The sequence below is a fragment of the Micromonospora sp. FIMYZ51 genome (assembly GCF_038246755.1).
Taxonomy (GTDB): Bacteria; Actinomycetota; Actinomycetes; order Mycobacteriales; family Micromonosporaceae; genus Micromonospora.
In genome coordinates this window covers 3,095,102-3,114,593 of the sequence record NZ_CP134706.1, presented here as the reverse complement: position 1 = coordinate 3,114,593, position 19,492 = coordinate 3,095,102, and the positions used below count along the sequence as shown (strand labels likewise).

4 protein-coding genes are annotated in these 19,492 nt (G+C 73.5%); 3 read left to right on the top strand and 1 reads right to left on the bottom strand.

Annotated elements, in window-relative coordinates:
• Window positions 1-42 precede the first annotated feature (42 nt).
• Together QQG74_RS14155 and QQG74_RS14150 are read left to right on the top strand one after the other, a co-directional pair.
• Complete coding sequence (locus QQG74_RS14155) at window positions 43-12,015, top strand: amino acid adenylation domain-containing protein (RefSeq protein ID WP_341720741.1); 11,973 nt, start codon at window positions 43-45, stop codon at window positions 12,013-12,015.
• Between the two features lie 137 nt (window positions 12,016-12,152).
• Complete coding sequence (locus QQG74_RS14150) at window positions 12,153-14,876, top strand: S8 family serine peptidase (RefSeq protein WP_341720740.1); 2,724 nt, start codon at window positions 12,153-12,155, stop codon at window positions 14,874-14,876.
• 70 nt (window positions 14,877-14,946) lie between these two features.
• On the opposite strand, the gene QQG74_RS14145 is transcribed toward QQG74_RS14150, so the two are convergent.
• Window positions 14,947-15,627: a hypothetical protein gene (locus tag QQG74_RS14145; RefSeq protein WP_341720739.1), complete on the bottom strand. Its 681-nt coding sequence runs from the start codon at window positions 15,625-15,627 to the stop codon at window positions 14,947-14,949.
• Window positions 15,628-15,955: 328 nt separating this feature from the next.
• On the opposite strand from QQG74_RS14145, the gene QQG74_RS14140 reads away from it, so the two are divergent.
• Window positions 15,956-19,330, top strand: coding sequence for an endo-1,4-beta-xylanase (locus tag QQG74_RS14140; protein WP_341720738.1), 3,375 nt, complete (start codon window positions 15,956-15,958; stop codon window positions 19,328-19,330).
• The last annotated feature ends 162 nt before the right edge of the window (window positions 19,331-19,492 follow it).

Genomic DNA, 19,492 nt, shown 5'->3' with positions numbered 1-19,492 from the left:
ACGGGTTACCGATCGGGCCGAGCGGACCACTAGCATCCTGCCGTGCCGATTGCGACTGGGCCGGGTGCCCGCCGAGGTCTGCTCGACGTACTCCTCGGTGCCGCCGACCGGTCGCCTGACCAGGTCATCGTGCACGTCGCGGAGGACGGCACCGAGCGTACGGTGACCTTCCAGCAGCTGCGCGACGAGTCGCTGCGGGTGGCCGGTGGCTACCGGGCCGCCGGGGTGCCGCCGGGCACGCCCGCGCTGCTGCTCGCCGACGCCGGCCACGACTTCCAGCCGATGTTCTGGGGTGCGCTCGCCGCCGGGCTGGTGCCGGTGCCGTTGCCGCCCGAGCCGCATCGGGTACGGGCGGTGCGCGACAGTCTTCCCGACGCGGTGGTGGTGACCGACGACGCCACCGCCCCGGTGACGGACGGCCTACCCGCGCCGGTGCTGCGGCTGGCCGCGCTGCGCACCGGGACCGCACCGCCGCAGCTGCCGACGCCGGCCGGGGACGACGTCGCCTTCCTCCAGTTCTCCTCCGGCAGCACCGGCGCGCCCCGCGGGGTGGAGCTGACCCACGACAACGTGCTGGCGAACCTGGAGCAGGCCAGAGTGGCCAGCGGTGCGCGCCCGGACGACGTGCTGGTGACCTGGATGCCGTACTTCCACGACATGGGACTGATCGGCACCCATCTGACCCCACTCGCGGTCGGCCTCAAGCAGGTACGCATCGGCCCGCTGGCGTTCGCCAAGCGCCCGGCGCTCTGGTTCACCACCGCCCACCGGCATCGGGCCACCCTGCTGTCGGCGGCGAACTTCGCGCTGGCCCTGGCAGTACGCCGGGTGCCGGCCGGAACCCTCGCCAAGCTCGACCTGAGTGCGGTGCGGTGCGTGGTGGTGGGTGCCGAGCCGATCTCGGCGACGGTGTGGCGGTCCTTCCTGGCCCACACCCGACCGGCCGGGCTCGACCCGGCCGCGCTGCGACCGGTGTACGGGCTCGCCGAGGCGACCCTCGCGGTGACCTTCACACCGCAAGGTGAGGTGGCCGTCCCGCTGGTGCTCGACCGCGCCGAGTTGAGCCGGGGCCGGGCGGCGTCCACGATGCCCGGTGAGCACGCGGTCGAGCTGATGGACCTGGGCCGCCCGGTGACCGGCTGCGCGCTGCGCGTGGTCGACGAGCACGGCCGGCCCCTGCCCGAGCTGCGGGTCGGCCAGATCGAGGTACGCGGCCCGAACGTGGCGCGCGGCTATCACCGGGCGCCGCAGGCCAGCCGGGACACCTTCGTGGCCGGCTGGCTGCGTACCGGCGATCTGGGTTTCCTGCGCGACGGGCGGCTCTGTGTCACCGGCCGGGCCAAGGACGTGGTCTTCGTCAACGGCCGGACCTTCCACGCCGCGGACCTGGAGACGGTGGCCGTCGCCACCCCCGGCCTGCCGGGCGACCTGGCCGTGGTGGTCGGCGCGACCGACCCGGCCTCCGGCGGTGAGCGGATCGTGGTGTTCGTGCCGTGGGCCCGCCCACCGGCCGACGCGGCAGACGTCCTCGCCGCGGTGCGGGGACGGGTCGCCGAGGCAAGCGGCCACGACAACGTCCGGGTGCTGCCGCTGCCGCCCGGCGCGTTCGCCCGGACCACAAGCGGAAAGCTGCGCCGACGCCGGATGCGCGAGCGGTATCTGACCGGCGACTTCGCCGACCGGGAGCGGCGCTGGTGCCCGCCGGTCCACCGTGCGCCGGTCGCCGTACCCCGGCTGCCGCCGGGCGCGGCCGGGCGGTCCCGGCCGGAACTCGAAGGGCTGATCCGCGAGGTCTGGGCCCGGGTACTGGACCGGCCGCCGGCCACGATCGGCCCGGACGACCGCTTCCTGAGCATCGGCGGGTCCTCGCTGAAGGCGATGGAGGTGCTCGCCGGGTTGGAGGACGCCCTGGGCACCGCCTTGAATCCGGCGGACCTGCGGGACTGCCCCACCGTCACGACGCTCGCCGACCGGCTCGCCGCCGGACCGCTCGGCGACCCGGGTCCGGTGGCGGGACCGCAGCCGACCCGCAGCACCACCGACGTCGACCGGGCGGGTGTCGCGGTGATCGGTTTGGCCTGCCGGTTCCCGGGCGCGGACACCCCTGAGGAGTTCTGGCAGCAGCTGGTCGACGGCGTCGACGCCGTCACCCCGGTCCCCGCCCACCGCTGGGCCCCGACCGCGCACGGCCCACAGTGGGGTTCCTTCCTGACCGACCCGATGCTCTTCGATGCCGGGTTCTTCGGGCTCACCGAACAGGAGGCCCGGCTCACCGACCCGCACGCCCGGCTCTTCGCGGAGATCGGGTACGAGGCCCTGGAACGCGCCGGATACGCCGGACCCCGCCGGCACGGTCACCGGATCGGCGTCTTCGCCGCCGTCGGCGAGAGCGCCTACCCCGAGTTGCTGGCCGCCGGCGGGACGGCTGTCGATCGGGCGGCGGCACTTGTCGGGAACCTGCGGAACCTGATCCCGGCCCGGTTGGCGCAGGCCCTGGACCTGACCGGGCCGGCGGTGGCGGTGGACACCGCCTGCTCGTCGGCGCTTGTCGCGCTGCACCTGGCCGCCGGCAGCCTGGCCGCCGGGGAGTGCGACGTCGCGGTGGTCGGCGGGGTGAACCTCAACCTCACCGAGACCGGGTACCGGGTGCTCGCCGCCGCCGAGGCGCTCTCCCCCACCGGTCGGTGCCGCGCCTTCGACGCCGCCGCCGACGGCTTCGTCCCCGGCGAGGGCGGCGCCGCGCTGGTGCTGCGCCGCGTCGACGACGCGCACACCGACGCCGACCCGGTGCTGGCCGTCGTCGCCGGGACCGCCGTCGGCAACGACGGACGTTCGCTGAGCCTGCTCGCGCCGAACCCACACCGGCAGTGGGAGGTGATCGCGCGGGCGTACCGGGACGCCGGGGTGGACCCGGCGCAGGTGTCGTACGTGGAGGCGCACGGCACCGGCACCGAAATTGGTGACCCGGTGGAGGTCCGGTCGCTGGCCACGGCGTACCCGCCGCCGGCCGACGGGGTGCCGCGCGGGCTGGGCTCGGTGAAGACGAACCTCGGCCACCTGCTCAACTCGGCCGGGCTGCCCGCGCTGGTCAAGGTGGTGCTGGCGCTGCGGCACCGGTACCTGCCGCCCTCGCTGCACCACACCCGTCCGGCCGCCCGCTTCGACCTCGCCGCGGCCGGCTTCGCGGTGGTCACCGAGGGGCGGCCGTGGACCGCCGCCGGCCCGCTGCTCGCCGGCATCAACGGGTTCGGCTTCGGCGGGACGAATGCGCACGCGGTGCTGCGCGAGGCACCGCAGGCACGCCCGACGCGGGTCGCGGCCGACCTGCACGGCTCCGGTTGCCAACTGGCCACGCTCAGCGCGTACTCGCCCGCCGCGCTGCGCCGGGCGGCCCGGGACCTCGCCGCGTACCTGCGTACCCACCCGGAACTCGCCGAGGCCGACGTCTGCGCCAGCGCGGGTACCGCCCGGGACGACGGGCCGCACCGGCTGGCCGTGGTCGCCGACGGGGACCTCGCCGACCGGCTCGACGCCGCCGCCGACACCCTCGGCGAGGCACCGGTCGGCCGGCGACCGAGGACCGTGCTCGTCTTCCCGGACGACGGCACGACGCTGCCCGCGGCTGCCGTGCGCGACCTGCACGACCGGCTGCCGGTCTTCCGCAACCTGCTGGCCGAGGTCGCCGCCACGCCGGTGGCGGGACGCCCGCTGCACACCTGGTGCCTGACCGATTCGGCCGCCGAACCGCAGGTCGCGGCAGCGGTGGCGGTCGCCGTCGGCGTCGCCCTGGCCGGCCAACTCACCGCCTGGGGGGTACGTCCGGACGGGCTGCTCGGCTCCGGCGTCGGCGCACTGACCGCAGCCGCCGTACGCGGTGAACTGGACCCGGCCGAGGCGGTCCGACGCGCCGCGACGACCGGGCCACGGTTGCCTGCCCCGCCCCGGTCGATGCCCGACGGGGCGTACGACGTCGTCCTCGACCTGGGTACCGGCGGCCGGTGCGACGCCGGTCCGGTGCGCGTGCTGCCGTTGCTGGCCGCCGAACCGGGTGCCGCGACCGGGGCGCTGCTGGCGGCGGTGGGACGCTTGTGGACCCTCGGTGGACCGCTGGACCGGGCCGCCCTGTACGCCGGTCGGCGGCGGGTGCCGGTGCCGACGTACCCGTTCCAGCGGCGGTCCTACCCGCCGTCGCCGGCACCTCGGACCGTACCGCTGCACCGGATCGCCTGGCGGGACGCGCCGGTGCTCGGCGACGAACTGCCGGCCCGGATCCGGCTGTGTGGACCCGGCGTCGACGGTGACCTGGCCGCCCGGCTCGCCGCCACGCTCACCGCACGCGGCGTCACGGTGCAGCCGTCCGGGCACCCCGACGCCGGGCACGTCACGCCCGGAGCGGCCGACGACCTCGCGCCGCCGGAGGTGACCGTGCTGCTCGCCGGGCCGGCGGTCGACCCGCCGGACGTGGCGGCCCTCGACGCCGCCGTCACCGGGCAGGTACGCGCCCTGCGGACCCTGCTCGACGAGCCGGACGGGCGGCTCGGCCGGCTGCTGGTGCTCACCGAGGACGTGCAGGTCACCGGGGCGTCGGAGCGGCACCGGCCGGTGCAGGCGGTGCTCACCGGACTCTGCTGGGCCCTCGCTGACGAACGCCCCGGCCTGCGTACCCGGGTGATCGATCTGTCTGGCCGCGACGAGTTGGCGGTCCGGGTGGAGTCGGTGTGCCGGGAGCTGTCCGACCTGCGACTCGACGACGACCCCACGGCCGGAGACAGCCGCACCGAGGTAACCACCGCGACCGGGGTGGCCTGGCGGGCCGGGCGCCGGCTGGCGCGGCACCTGGTCCCGGCGGCCGATCCCACAGACTTCTCCGGTGCCGGTGCGCCCGCCCCATCGCCGTCGTCGCATTCGTCCACTGACGACGGTGTGCACGTGATCGTGGGAGGCGGCGGCGGGATCGGTGCCGAGTTGGCCCGTACGCTCGCCCGCCGGGGCCGGCCCACCCTGTTGCTGGCCGGTCGGTCGGAGCGCGCCCCGGACGGCCTTCTGCCGGAGCTGATCGCGGCGGGCGCCGACGCGACGTACCGGCGTTGCGACGTGACCGTGCCGGCCGACGTCGATGCGCTGTTCGCCGAGCTGTCCCGGGTGGACACCGTCTGGCACGCCGCCGGGACGGTGCGGATCGGCACCCTGGCGGCGAAGTCCGTCCCGGACATCCTGGCGGTGCTCGCGCCCAAGGTACGCGGCAGCCACCTGCTGGCGCAGGCGCTGCGACGGTGGGGCCAGCACCGGGCGGCGCTTGTGGGCTTCTCCTCGGTCAGCGCGGTGCTGCCCGGGATGGCCGGTGCGATCGGCGACTACGCGGCCGGCAACGCGTTCCTCGACGCCTTCGCCGCCGCGCAGCGGGCCGCCGGCCAGCCCGTCCAGGCGGTCGGCTTCGGCGCGATCACCGACCGTGGCATGGCCGCCCGCAGCGGTGCCAGCGGTGGGTTGACCGTCCGGGACGCGCTGCGTGCCCTCTGGCTCGCCCGTGAGGTCGACGCCGCCCACCTGGTCGTCGCGGACCTGACGGCGCATCGGGCACGTACCGTCCGGACCGCTGCCCCGGCCACCGCCGGTCCGCTCGCTGTGCCGGACGCCAGGGCAACCATCGGCTCGGCCGCCGGCTCGGCCGCCATGGCAACGGTCGGCTCGACCGCCGGGCACCCGGTGTCGGATCAACCGGAGACGGGTCGGCCAGCAGTGGGTCGGCCGGAGGCGGCGGAGCTGGCCCGGTTGCTGCGCCGGCTGCTCGCCGAGCCGCTGCACCGGCCGAGCGAGGAGATCGCCGACGACGTCTCGTTCCTCGCCCTCGGGCTGGATTCGCTGGCCGCGGTGGACCTGGTCAAACGACTGGAGGACGAACTCGGTCGGCAGCTGCCGGTGACCCTGTTCTTCGAGTACACCACCGTCGCCACGCTCGCCGCCCACCTGACGCAGGCCGATGCCGCGCCGCCGCCGGACGGCGGTGCGGTGCCGCCCGGCGGCGGGGTGCCGCCGGTTCCGCAGGCCGCGCCGCCGACGACACCGCAGGCGGTGGCGCCGATCACCCACGGGGAACCCTTCCCGCTCACCCCGGTGCAGCGGGCCTGGTACGTCAACGAACGGCTGCACCCGACCGTGGCCAGCTACGCCTTCGTCCGGCAGACCGTCACCGGGCCGCTCGACGCCGACCTGCTCGGCCGGGCCCTGGCCGGTCTCGCCGACCGCCATCCGATGCTGCGGGTCCGGTTCGTGCCGGGTGCCGGCGCCGGCACCCCACGTCAGCTGGTCCGCCCACCGTCCGCCGCCGGGGCCGCCATCGCGTACGAGGTGCAGCCGCTCACCAACCCCCTCCCCGAACTGGAGGAACGGCTCTGCAACACGCCGGTGGACCTGACCCGGCAACCGCCGCTGCGTGCGGTGCTCGCCCGGGAGGATGCCGACCGGTCTCACCTGCTCCTGGTGCTGCACCACGCGGCCGGAGACGGTGCCAGCCTCAACCAGCTCAGCGAGGAACTCTGGGCGGACTACACCGCGCTGGCGCGAGGTCGCCAGGTGGCGCCCGCGCCCGCCGGCCCCGGCTTCGCCGAGTACGCCCTCGGTGCCGCCCCGCCGACCGAGGCGGACCTGGCGTACTGGCGGCAGCGGCTGGCCGATCCCGGGTGGCGGCTGCGGTTGCCGTACGACGGCGACCCGGCGAGTCTGCCCGCGCCGCCGTACCTGCGGCACCTGGACGAATTGGACGAGGAGCTGGTCGGCCGGTTGCGGCAGCGGGCCGCCGAGGCCGGCGTCTCGCTGTTTCACCTGCTCCTCGCCGGCTACGTCCGGTGCCTGGCACGGTGGAGCGGGCAGCTGCGGGTGCCGGTGAGCGTGGCGCGGGCCGGTCGTGACGCCCGGCTGCCCGGCATCGAGCGGATCGTCGGGCCCTTCGCCGACACCCTGCCGCTGCTGGTCGAGGTGGATCCAGCCGAGCCCGCCGCCCGGCTGGCCGACCGGCTCCGGCAGTCCTGGACCACCGCCCAGCGGCACGGCTCGGTGTCCAGCCTCGACCTGGCTCGGCTGCTGCGGCCGAGCGGCGACGGTCCGCGTACCGCCAGCCCGGCCGGGTTCAGCTTCGCCCGCTTCCCGGTCACCACGGACCCGGACGCCCCGGTGCGGGTCGTCCCGACGGCGGCCGGCTCGGGTTCGGCGGCCACCCAGCTCAGCCTGCTCTGGTGGGAGTCGGGCCCGACACTGCGGCTGTCCTGGAACTTTCCGTTGCGACTGTTCCGACCCGGGACAGTGGCCCGGCTCGCCGCCGAGCACCACCGGGAACTTGTCGATCTCGCCGCCGACCGCCCATCCGACGCCGCCGCGCCTCGGCCGGTGGACGTCGCGGAGCAGCGGCCGGGACCGCTCGAACCGCTCCGCCCGCTGGCCGGCGCAGTGGATGTCAACGCGCGGATCCGGGCGGTCTGCCGGCGTACCCCGGACGCGGTGGCGGTGAGCGACGGCGAGCGGTCGACCACCTACCGGGACCTGGACCGGGCCGCCGACCGGGTGGCGGCGCTGCTCGCCGCCCACGGCGTACGCCCGGGCCAGCACGTCGGGATGCTCACCGCGCCCGGACCCGGGTCGGTCGTCGCGGTGGTCGGGATCCTGCGCGCCGGTGCCGCCTGGGTGCCGCTGGACGCCGCCCATCCCCCGGCCCGCCTCGACGAGCAACTGCGCCGGGTCGGGGCCCAGGTGGTGCTGTACGACGAGGACTGTGCGGCCACGGTGGCGCGGCTGACCGGTGCGGTCCGCCCGGTCCGTCTCGGCTCGGACCCGGAGCACCGGCCGGTCACGGTGCCGGCGGAGCAGGTGCCCGTCCAGGTGCCGGCGATCGTCGCCGCGCCGGACGACACCGCGTACGTGATCTTCACGTCCGGGTCGACGGGACGGCCGAAGGGGGTACCGATCACCCACCGGTCGATGGTCAACTATCTCGACTGGGCGATCGACACGTTCGGTTACCGGCCCGGCGACCGGCTGGCCCAGACCTCGTCGATCTGCTTCGACGCCTCGGTCCGGCAGATCCTGGCACCCTTGCTCGTCGGTGCCACCGTGGTCACCTTCGGCCGGTCGGTGCTGCGTGACCCGCAGGCGCTGCTGTCCCGGATGGAACGGGACCGGCTCACCGTGTGGAGTTCGGTGCCCACCCTGTGGGAGCGGATTCTGCGGGCCGCCGAGGACCGGGCGGTACGCGACGGCGTACCACCGGATCTCAGCGCCCTGCGCTGGGTGCACGTCGGCGGGGAGGAATTGTCGCCGGTGCCGGTGCGGCGCTGGTTCGACCTGTTCGGCGACGGCTGCTCGATCACCAACCTGTACGGTCCGACCGAGGCCACGATCAACGCCAGCTGGCAGCTGATCGACCGCCGGCCCGACGACGCGGTACGCCGGCTGCCGATCGGTCGACCGGTCGGCGGGGCGCGGGTACGTGTCGTCGACCCCGACGGGCACCCCTGCCCGCCCGGCCAGGCCGGTGAACTGCTGATCGGCGGCGTCGGCCTCACGCCCGCATACCTCGGCGAGCCCGAGCTGACCGCCGCCGCCTTCGGGCACCACGACGGCGAGCGGTACTACCGCAGCGGCGACCGGGGCCGGGTCGGCCCGGACGGCTGCCTGGAATTCCTCGGCCGACTCGACGACCAGGTGAAGATCCACGGCTATCGGCTGGAGCCGGGCGAGATCGAGGCGGTGCTGCGTACCCATCCGGCGGTGGCCGCCGCGACCGTGTTGCACCAGGCCGAGCCGCACCCGCGACTGCACGCCTTCGTCGCCCCCGTACCGGAAACCGCGCCGACCGCGTCGCAGCTGCGGGAGTTTCTCGCCGACCGGCTGCCCGCGCAGCTGGTCCCGGCCCGGATCCACCTGCTGGACAGCCTCCCGCTGACCCCCACCGGAAAGGTCGACCGGGACCGCCTCCGCGCCCTCGGCGGCCTCCCACCCGCCGCCGATCCGGAGCACCTTTCGACGTCCGCCGATCCGGAGCAGGCCCCAGCGTCCGCCGCTCCGGAACACCTTCCGGCGTCCGCCGCTCCAGAGCAGCCGGCGCCCGCCGCTGCGGAGCAGCTGCCGGCACCCGGTGGCACGGCGGCCGGTGCCGGCGCAGACACCGGGACCGAGACGAGACTGGCCCGGATCTGGGCCGAACTGCTCGACCTGCCGACGGTCGCCCCCGACGACGACTTCTTCGCCCTCGGCGGCGACTCCATCCTGGTGCTGGAGGTCTTTGCCCGCGCACAGCACCAGTTCCCGGCCATGCCGAGCCCGACCGTCAGCTACCAGCACCGCACGCTGCGGGCGCTCGCCGCCGAGATCGACGCCGCCGCAGCCACGGCCCGCAGCTCCGGCCGCAGCACCGCCGGCACGGACCGCAGCGCCGCCGGTACGAGTCGGGTCGCCGGCCCGGACGTGGACGGCGCTGCGGCGGCGCACGGCGATCCGGGCGGACCGTACCCGGTGACCGCCACCCAGCGTGGTTTCCTGCTCGCCGACGCCATCGCCGCAGGCGCCGGCACCGCCTGGCTGGCCCGGCTGCGACTGCGCGGCCAGCTGCGCCGCGACGTCTTCCAGCGTGCCGTCGACCTGCTGGTCGTTCGGCACCCGATGCTGCGTACCGTGTTCCCCGCCGGGGCTCGTCCCCCGGTCCAGCAGGAACTGCCCGCGTCGTTGCGGCTACCGGTCGGCTACCAGACCGTGACCGACTCCGCCGAGGTCGCCGCCCTGGTCGCCGAGGAACGCCACCGCCCCTTCGAGCCGTGGGCCTGGCCGCTGCTGCGACTGCGGCTGTTGGCGTTCGCGCCGGACGATCACATCCTGCTGGTGCATGCCCACCACCTGATCGGCGACGGCTACAGCGCCGCCCTGTTCGGCCAGGAACTGCTGGCGGTCTATCACCGGCTGGTCGCGGACCTGCCCGGTGACCTGCCTCCGCTGCGCATCCACTTCCGGGAGTACGTCGCACTGCTTGCCGGTCGCGCCGCCGGCCCGCCCGAGCCGACCGCCCACACCTGGTGGAGTGGACGCTTCGCCACCCCGTACCGGCCACCGCTGCTCGCCGCCCGCCCCACCGCAGCCGACGCGGCCGGTACGGCTGGCCCGGTCTGCGGTTTCACCCTGGACAGGGTCGTGCTCGACGGGCTGCGCCGACTGGCCACCGAGGCGGCGTCCACCCTGTACGCCCCGGTGCTGACCGCGTACCACCGGGCGGTGGCCCGGTTCACCGGCCAGGACGACCTGGTCTTCGGCCTGGCGGTGACCGGCCGGGACCATCCGCTGCCGGACCTGCACCGGGTCTTCGGACCCTGCGCCGCGATGCTGCCGCTGCGGCTGGTCGGCTCGGCCGACTTCGCCGCACAGCTCGCCCACGTGGCGACCGAGGTCGCCGCCGCCCGCCGGCACGACGACCCGCCGTCCATCGCGGCGGCAGTGCCCACCGGGCCAGCCGGCACGCCCCTCGGCGCCCAGTTCTTCTTCAGCTTCCTGGACTTCGCGGCCCTCGCCGCATCGTCGTCGCCGCCGGACCACGCCGAGCAGCTCAGCCTCGACTGGGACGCCGCAAGCGAGCTGGCCGCGCCGCCGCTCGGCACCGACCTGTTCCTGACCGCCCGGCCCGGCCCGGACGGGCTGCGGGTGACCCTGCGCGGCGCCCCCGACGCGGTGAGTTCAGCCGAGTTGGTTCGGATCGCCGACTGGCTACGCGCCGACCTCACCGCCGCAGCAACCAACCGCACCGCACCGGCGGACTCGGCTGCTGCTACCCGGCGAACCGGGTTGGCCGCAGCCATCGTCGGCTACCTACCGCCACCGGCGCAGCTCGCCGCGATCGCCGGATCACCTGCCGGCAGCGTGCCCCGGGAACAGCTACGCGAGCTGCTCTTTCCCGACGGCCGGGCACGTCTGCTTGAGGAGTTGCACACCCCGCTTGGCGTCTCCGGCTTCGTCTGTCTGCCCCGGTTCGCCGACGAGCTGACCGCCGCCGGGGACGCCCTCGCCGCCGAGGCGGCCGAGGCGGTCGACCTGGCCGCCCGCCTCGGTGCCCGCTGCGTGTCGCTGGCCGGCATGATTCCCGCCCGCACCGGCTACGGTCTCGGCGTGCTGCGGCGTACCCGCAGCGGGGTCGCGGTGACCACCGGCCACGCCGTCACCGTCGTCTCCGTCGTCCGCACGGTGCAGGCCGCGCTGGCCGCCACCGGACGGCGCCTTGCCGGCCGCACTCTCGCCGTGGTGGGTCTCGGCTCGATCGGGTTCGCCGCGCTGCGGCTGCTGCTGGCCGGAGCGGAACGTCCCGCGCGGCTGGTGCTCTGCGACATCCCGGCCGCCGCCCCGAGGCTGGCCGAGCACGCCGCGCGACTGCGGGCCGACGGCTTCGCGGGCAGCATCGAGAGCTGCCCGTCGACGCCGCAGATGGCGGCGGCCGGCTACGCGGCGGAGGTGGTCATCGCCGCCACCAGCGCGGCCACCGACCCGATCGAGGTCGACCGGCTGGCACCCGGCACCATCGTGGTGGACGACTCGTTCCCGCCCGCGTTGGACACCGGCCTGGCGCTGACCCGGATGCGTCGCGACCGCGACATCCTGGTGGTCGGCGGTGGACTGCTGCACGTCGGCGAGACCAGGCGCGACATACCAGCAGACCTACCGCCGGTGCCGGTGACCGGCACCGTGCTCGGGCTGCCCGCGACGATCGCCTCCTGCCGATTGGAATCGCTGCTGTGGGCGGCCGATCCGGAGCTGCCGCTGGTGCACGGTCTGGTGGACGACTCGACCGCGACGGCGTACGTGCGGGCGCTGGCCGGGGCCGGGATCGTCGCCGCGCCGCTGCACCTGCTGCATCACCTCATCGAGCCGGACCTGCCTCCCGCATTGCCCGACACGTCCTCGTCGGCCTCACCCACTGAGACTTTTGTTGACAGCGAAACAATCATGAAGGATTGTGATATCGACGTAGGTCATTTCTTTCCCGGCTGAGCCGCAGTCGACCGAAGGGTCACCACCTCTCAGACCGGGGCCAGCCGACCAACGTCTCCGGTGGTCGTTCGCGGCTGAGCGCGGGCGATCCCACGCGTCCGGCTCCGGGCGCGTGGCCCTCGTCAGGGGAGGTAGACATGACACCGGCAGGACCGCGCAGGCGCTCCCTGCTCCCCGCCATCGTCGCCGCAGCGACCGTACTGACCTTCGCCGCCTCCACCCTGCCCGCAAGCGCCGCCCCGGCCGAGGGCGAGATCCTCGCCGCCGGCGGCCCGACCGCCGTGGCCGGCTCCTACATCGTCGTGTTGCGGGATTCCGCGGTGCGCGCCTCCGCAGTGGACACCACCGCCCGTACTCTCGCGTTAGGGCAGAGCGGCGAGGTCGGCCGGGTCTACCGGCACGCCCTGCGCGGCTTCGAGGCCCGGCTCTCCGAGCGCAGTGCCCGCCGGCTCGCGGCCAACCCGGCCGTGGCGTCGGTGACGCAGAACCACTCGGTCTCCGTGTCGGACGTGCAGAGCCCCACCCCGTCCTGGGGCCTGGACCGGATCGACCAGCGCACGCTGCCGCTTGACAACTCGTTCAGCTACCCCCGGGTCTCACCGGCCGTCCGGGCGTACGTCATCGACTCCGGCATCAACGCGACCCACACCGATTTCGGCGGACGGGCCGTGACCGGCTGGGACTTCGTCGACAACGACGCCGAGGCCAACGACTGCCACGGCCACGGCACCCACGTGGCCGGCACGGTCGGCGGCGCCACCTACGGGGTGGCCAAGAACGTGCAACTGGTGGCCGTACGCGTGTTCAACTGCACCGGCCGGGGCACCACCGCGCAGGTGATCGCCGGGGTCGACTGGGTGACCGGCGACCACGACCCCGGGGAACTGGCGGTGGCGAACATGAGCCTCGGCGGCGTGGCGTACCAGCCCATGGTCGATGCCGTGCAACGGTCGATCGCCGACGGCGTCACCTACGCGGTGTCGGCGGGCAACGAGAACGGCGCCGACGCGTGCACGAGCACCCCGGCCTCCGTCCCCGAGGCGATCACCGTGGCCGCCACCGGCCCCAACGACGCACGCGCCGCCTTCTCCAACATCGGTAGCTGTGTCGACCTGTTCGCGCCGGGTGTCGACATCCCGTCGGCGTACATCGGCAGTGACACCGCCACCCGCACGGCCTCCGGAACGTCGATGGCCGCCCCACACGTCGCCGGAGCCGCCGCGCTCATCCTCGCCAACAACCCCACCTACACCCCGGCGCAGGTGACCCAGGCGCTCCTGGCCGACAGCACGCCCGGCGTGGTGACCGACGCCGGTATCGGCTCACCGAACCGGCTGCTCCACGTCAGCGCCACCGTCCCGGCCGACGACTTCACCCTGACCGCCACCCCGGCCGAGGGCACCGTCACACCCGGTGGCACCGTCACGACCACGATCGCCGCCACCGTCACCCGGGGCGCCGCCCAGCCGGTCTCGCTGGCGGTCAGCGGCGTGCCCGACGGCGTCACGGCCACCCTCCAACCGGCGAGCATCGCCTCGAACGGCAGTAGCACGCTCACGATCAGTACCGCGTCGACGATGCTGGCCGGCAGCTACACCATCTCGGTGATCGGCACCGGCACCAGCGCGATCCGGCCGGTGGCGTACCAGTTGCGCATCAGCAACCCGCCCGGCTGCGTCGCCTCGGACGGCACCGACCGGGTGATCAGCGAGGGCCAGAACCTGTACGCCCCGATCACCATCACCGGCTGTCCCGGCGCCGCCGCCCGCAACAGCACGATCGAGGTGCACATCTCCCATGCCAACATCAGCGAACTCGACGTACGCCTGATCTCACCCGGCGGCACCTGGTACTACCTGCTGGATCACACCGGCGGCGGGAGCACCCGCGTCGACTACACGCTCACCAACGACCTGTCGTCGGAGCCGGCGAACGGCACCTGGCAGCTCTACGTCAGCGACAACATGTACCAGGGCACCGGCTTCCTCGACTCGTGGACGCTGAACCTGGCCGGCGCCGACCTGCCGCCGCCGGCCTGCGGCGGGATCGCCACCGCCGACATGCGGATCCCGGAGTCCGGCACGATCGAATCACCGATCACCGTGGCCGACTGCGGCCGGGCACCGTCGAGCACCAGCTACATCGAAACCAACATCAGTCACCAGTACAACCGAGACCTCCGGCTCTCCCTCATCGCGCCGGACGGACAGGCATTCCTGCTCAAGCAAAGCCTCGTCGGGTCGTATCGGGCACACTCCCGCGAAGTCTTCATCGCCGACCTGTCCAGCAAACCGGCGCGCGGCACCTGGAAGCTACGGATCGAAAACGTCGCCTCCTACCCGGGCATGCTTGACGGCTGGAAGCTGACGCTCGACGGCGGTGCGCCGTCCACCACGCCGCCACCCACCACCCCGCCACCCACGACGCCGCCACCCACCACTCCACCACCCACCACTCCGCCGCCCACGACGCCGCCGCCCACCACTCCGCCGCCCACGACTCCACCACCTACCACGCCGCCGCCCACCACGTCACCGCCTACCACTCCGCCGCCCACCGGCGGGACCCGCTCCTGCACCGCGGTCTACACCGTCCAGGACCAGTGGAACGGCGGCTTCGTCGCAAACGTCACCGTCACCGCAGGCGCCACCGCGCTCAACGGCTGGCGAGTCACCCTCAACCTGCCGAGCGGCGTATCGGTCAGCAACGTCTGGAACGGCGTCGCCAGCGGCAGGAGCGGCACCGTCACCGTCACGAACGAGCAGTACAACGGACGGCTGGCCGCGGGTCAGACCACCAGTTTCGGAGTCCAGGGCACCGGAAACGGCGGCGGAACCACCGCCACCTGCACCGGAAGCTGAGCCCCGGCACTGCTGAGCCGCCCTCGTCCTGCGCCTCGACGGGTTCGCCCGGGCGCAGGACGAGGGTCGCTCAGGGGAGCAGGGTGCGCCCCTCCCAGGTGCCGTGTTCGGCCAACGGGCGAAACCGCATGAAGGCCGATTCGTGGTGGAAGTCCCGGCGATGCTGTTCAGCCATGGCGACGTTGTGCGTATGGGCCTGTGGGACGGCGCTGCGGCCGTGGACCATGTCGGTCATCTCGCGGACGCTGCGCCAGATCGTGAAGGTGGAGAAGGTGTGCGGCGGGCGCATCGCCGCCGTGGCGAAGGTGGCGCCCGGGTGGCTGGCGACCAGGCGTTCGACCGGCCGCCCCCATTTCAGGAACCGGGGTAGTTCGAAGAGCTTGAGCCGGGCGAGGGTGACGGCCACGATCGGCTCCGCCGGATCCGACCGGCCCGCCTGCACCGGCAGGCCGGCGAGCGCGGCCACCTCGCCGTAACGCCGCAGGTACTGCAATCGCACATGCCATCCGGCATCGAGCCGCCGCCCCAGATCGTCGGTTGCGAGGAACCGCTCCAACGCCGATTCGTCCTCCCATTCGGCGAACATCGCAAGGCGTCGAAGCTGCATCCGTTCCACCGACAGCACCGGGGAGCCGAGTCGCATGAGCGGGAAACATTCGGCGTGCCGCAGCCCAGCCGCCCGAGGCCCGCGACGCAGGGTGCGCAAGGTCACGGCCGGCGGAAGCAGTGCGAGGTGAAACGAATGCAACATCGGCCCATGATCCCACTCCGCCGCGCCCGCGTACCCTCCCAGGTCGCGGGCTGGCGACGGCCAGCCGGGCGTCGGCCGCACCGGCAGCGGTTCAGCGCAGCATCAGCACGGTCGCCGGCTGGCCCAGGCCACTCTCACCCAGTCAACCGCCGTCACGCCACGATCCGCCGTACCGAGCGGCCATACTCGGTGCGCTGTTTTCCGAAAACTTCCGGAAGTTCTGGCCTTGACGATCAGGCCGACATAGCATGCACGCGCTTGGATCCGACCAGGAAGGCCCTGCCAGGCACACCCCCATCACCGTCCAATTTGCATAAAGGGACCACTGATGCGCCTCTGGAACCTGTCCCGTCGATCACGACACCGATCGCGAAATTTCGCCGTTCTCTGTTCGGCCGCGCTCGTCGCGGCCGTCGCCGTCGCACCCGCCCCGGCCGCCGCTGCGGAGGTCGTCCTCGCCAACGACTTCGAGTCCGGCTCGTACGCGCCGTGGGGACCGCGCGGTGACGTCACCCTGGCCATCGCCGAGGAGGGCCACGAGAGCGCCAGCAGCCTCTCGGTCACCGGCCGCACCGCCAACTGGCAGGGCCCGGCGACGAGCGCGACCGCCCTCTTCGAGCCTGGTGTCCCGTACACGGTCAACGCCTGGGTGAAGCTGCCAGCCGGCACCGAGGGCACCGCCGGGGTGCACTTCACCGTCGAGGCGACCCCGGCCGACGGCGGCGACAACACCTACACCTGGATCGGCGACAACGTCCCCACCACCGCCGACGGCTGGGTACGGATCGGCGGCGACTACACGTTGCCCACCGGGCTCAGCGCCGCCACCCTCTACGTCGAGGCGGAGGGCGAGACGCCGTTCCTCCTCGACGACGTCCTGATCACCGCGCCGGACGGCAGCGGAGGCGGGCCGGAGCCGGGCACCGTCGTCATCGACACCGACTTCGAGGACGGGCTGGACGGCTGGGGCCCGCGCGACAGCGGCCCGGGCGCGCCGAGCGTCGCCCTGAGCGACATCGCGCACGACGGTGCCGCCGCAGCGCTGGTCACCGACCGGGTCAACCAGGGCGCCGGCGTCGGCCGCGACGTGACCGGGCTGTTCGAGGCGGGCGTGACCTACGAGTTCAGTGCCTGGCTGCGGTTCGCCGAGGGCCAGCCGACCGACCAGATCTGGCTCAGCCTGGCCAGCACCACCGGCGACAGCCAGTCGTTCAGCACCCTCGCCCAGTTCGAGACGATCACCAACTCCGGATGGACGGAGGTGACCGCCCGCTTCACCATGCCGGCCGCGGACAGCGCGCAGCTCTACTTCGAAACCCGCTGGCAGGGCGCGGACGTGACCGGCAACACCAGCGACTTCCTCGTCGACGACATCGTCGTACGGGTGCCCGAGCCGCCGGTCATCGAGGACCTTCCCAGCCTGTACGAGACCACCGACTTCCCGGTCGGCGTGGCGATCGACAGCCGGGAGACCGTCGGCGGGGCCGCCGAGTTGCTGACCCGGCACTTCAACCAGATCACGCCGGAAAACCACATGAAGCCCGAGGCGTGGTACGACGCCGAGGGCAACTTCCGCCCGCACGACCAGGCGCTGACCATGATGGACTTCGCCCGCGACAACGACCTGGGCGTCTACGGCCACGTGCTGACCTGGCACAGCCAGACCCCGGACTGGTTCTTCACCGACGCCGCCGGGCAGCCGCTCACCACGTCGGCGGCCCACCAGCAGCTGCTGCGCGAGCGGCTGCGTACGCACATCTTCGCCGTCGCCTCCTCGCTGGCCGAGCGGTACGGCAAGTTCGGCTCCCCCACCAACCCGCTGTACGCGTTCGACGCCATAAACGAGGTGGTGAGCGACAGCGGCGAGTACGCCGACGGCCTGCGCCGCAGCGAGTGGTACCGGATCCTCGGCGAGAGCTTCATCGACCTGACGTTCACCTACGCCGACGAGGCGTTCAACGACGTGCACGCGGCCGAGGGCAGCGATCGTCCGGTCACCCTGTTCATCAACGACTACAACACCGAGCAGAGCGGCAAGCAGGCCCGCTACCTGGCACTGGTGCAGCGACTGCTCGCCCGGGGCGTACCGGTCGACGGGGTGGGTCACCAGTTCCACGTCTCGCTGGCCACTCCGGTCAGCGCCCTGGAAGCCGCACTGGAGGCGTTCGCCGACCTGCCGGTCACCCAGGCGGTCACCGAGCTCGACGTCACCACCGGCACCCCGGTCACCCAGGCGAAACTGATCGACCAGGGCTACTACTACCGGGACGCCTTCCGGATCTTCCGGGCGTACGCCGACGACCTGTTCGCCGTCACGGTCTGGGGTCTCACCGACGGGCGCTCGTGGCGCTCGGGCAACGGCGCGCCGCTGCTCTTCGACGACAACCTGCGCGCCAAGCCCGCCTATCACGGTGCGGTGGACGGCGAACTGCCCGCCCGGCTGCGGACCGCACACGTCTTCGCCGGTGACGTGCCGCTGAACGCGGCTGCCCCGACGGACCTGACCTGGCGCAAGCTGCCGCTGCTCCCGGTGGAGGACAAGGCGCGGTTCCAGCTGCGCTGGGCGCCGGGGCAGCTGACCGCGTACGTCACCGTCGACGACACCACGCCCTCCGCCGACGACCGGGTCAGCTTCGTGCTTGGCGGCGAGACGTACCACGTCTCCCGCAAGGGCAGCGGTGACGTGCCGGCCGTGGCGGCCAAGCGGGACGGCGGCTACCACCTGGTGGCCCACCTGCCGCTGACCGGGGCGGCCCAGGGTGACACGCTCACGCTGGATGTCCAGGTCCGCGACAACGACACCACGGCCGGCTGGAACACCCCGGGCGCGGTGGGCACCCTGACGCTTGTGGAGGAGCTGTCGTACCTGGAGGTGCGGCAGACCGCCACCGCGCCGGTGATCGACGGCACGGTGGACCCGGTCTGGGCCCAGGCGGGCGCGGTGACCACGGGCAAGCAGGTCTCCGGCACCGACGGCGCGACCGCACAGGTGCGTACCCTCTGGCGGGGTCAGACGCTCTACGTGCTGGCCGAGGTGACCGACCCGGTGGTGGACGTCTCCGGTTCCGACCCGTGGACCCAGGACTCGGTCGAGATCTACGTCGACGCGGGCAACGCCAAGAACGGCAGCTACCGCTACGACGACACGCAGATCCGGATCAACGCCGACAACGTGGTGTCCTTCGGCACCGGCGACGAGGCGTTCCAGGCGGGTCGGCTGGAGAGCGCGGCCGTACGCACCGCGACGGGTTACACCGTCGAGGCGGCGATCAGCCTGCTCGAATACGGTGGCCTGGACACCTTCCACGGCCTGGACTTCCAGGTCAACGACGCGGCGAACGGTGCCCGTGCCTCGATCCGCAACTGGGCCGAGCAGGAGGGCGTTGGCTACCAGAGCACCGCCCGCTGGGGCGTGGGCCGGCTGGTCGCCGGCTCGAACGTGACCGTCACGCAGACCCGTATCGCCCGGTGGAACTCCGACAGCGGCGGTGGCTACTGCTCGACCATCACCGCCACCAACCCCGGCGACAAGCCCGTCGAGTGGAGCGCCGTCGTGGACATCGAGGGCGACATCTACGACGCGTGGAACTTCAGGCGGGAACGCCTCGGCGACGGTAGCTACCGGATCAGGGGCGTGGACTGGAACAAGACCCTGGCGCCGGGTGCCAGCACCTTCAGCATCGGATACTGCGCGAACCTGTAGGAACGCCGCCGGTGGCGGTCACCGAGGGGGTGACCGCCACCGGCGGGCCGCGTCTGCGCCACTCAGAGCGGCCAGCCGGATACTCGGCTGCGCGGGTCGCGTCTCGTCCCTAGGCTTCCGGCCAAGGGGCGGCCGGTCGGCGGTGGCCGGTGGTTGGGTCGG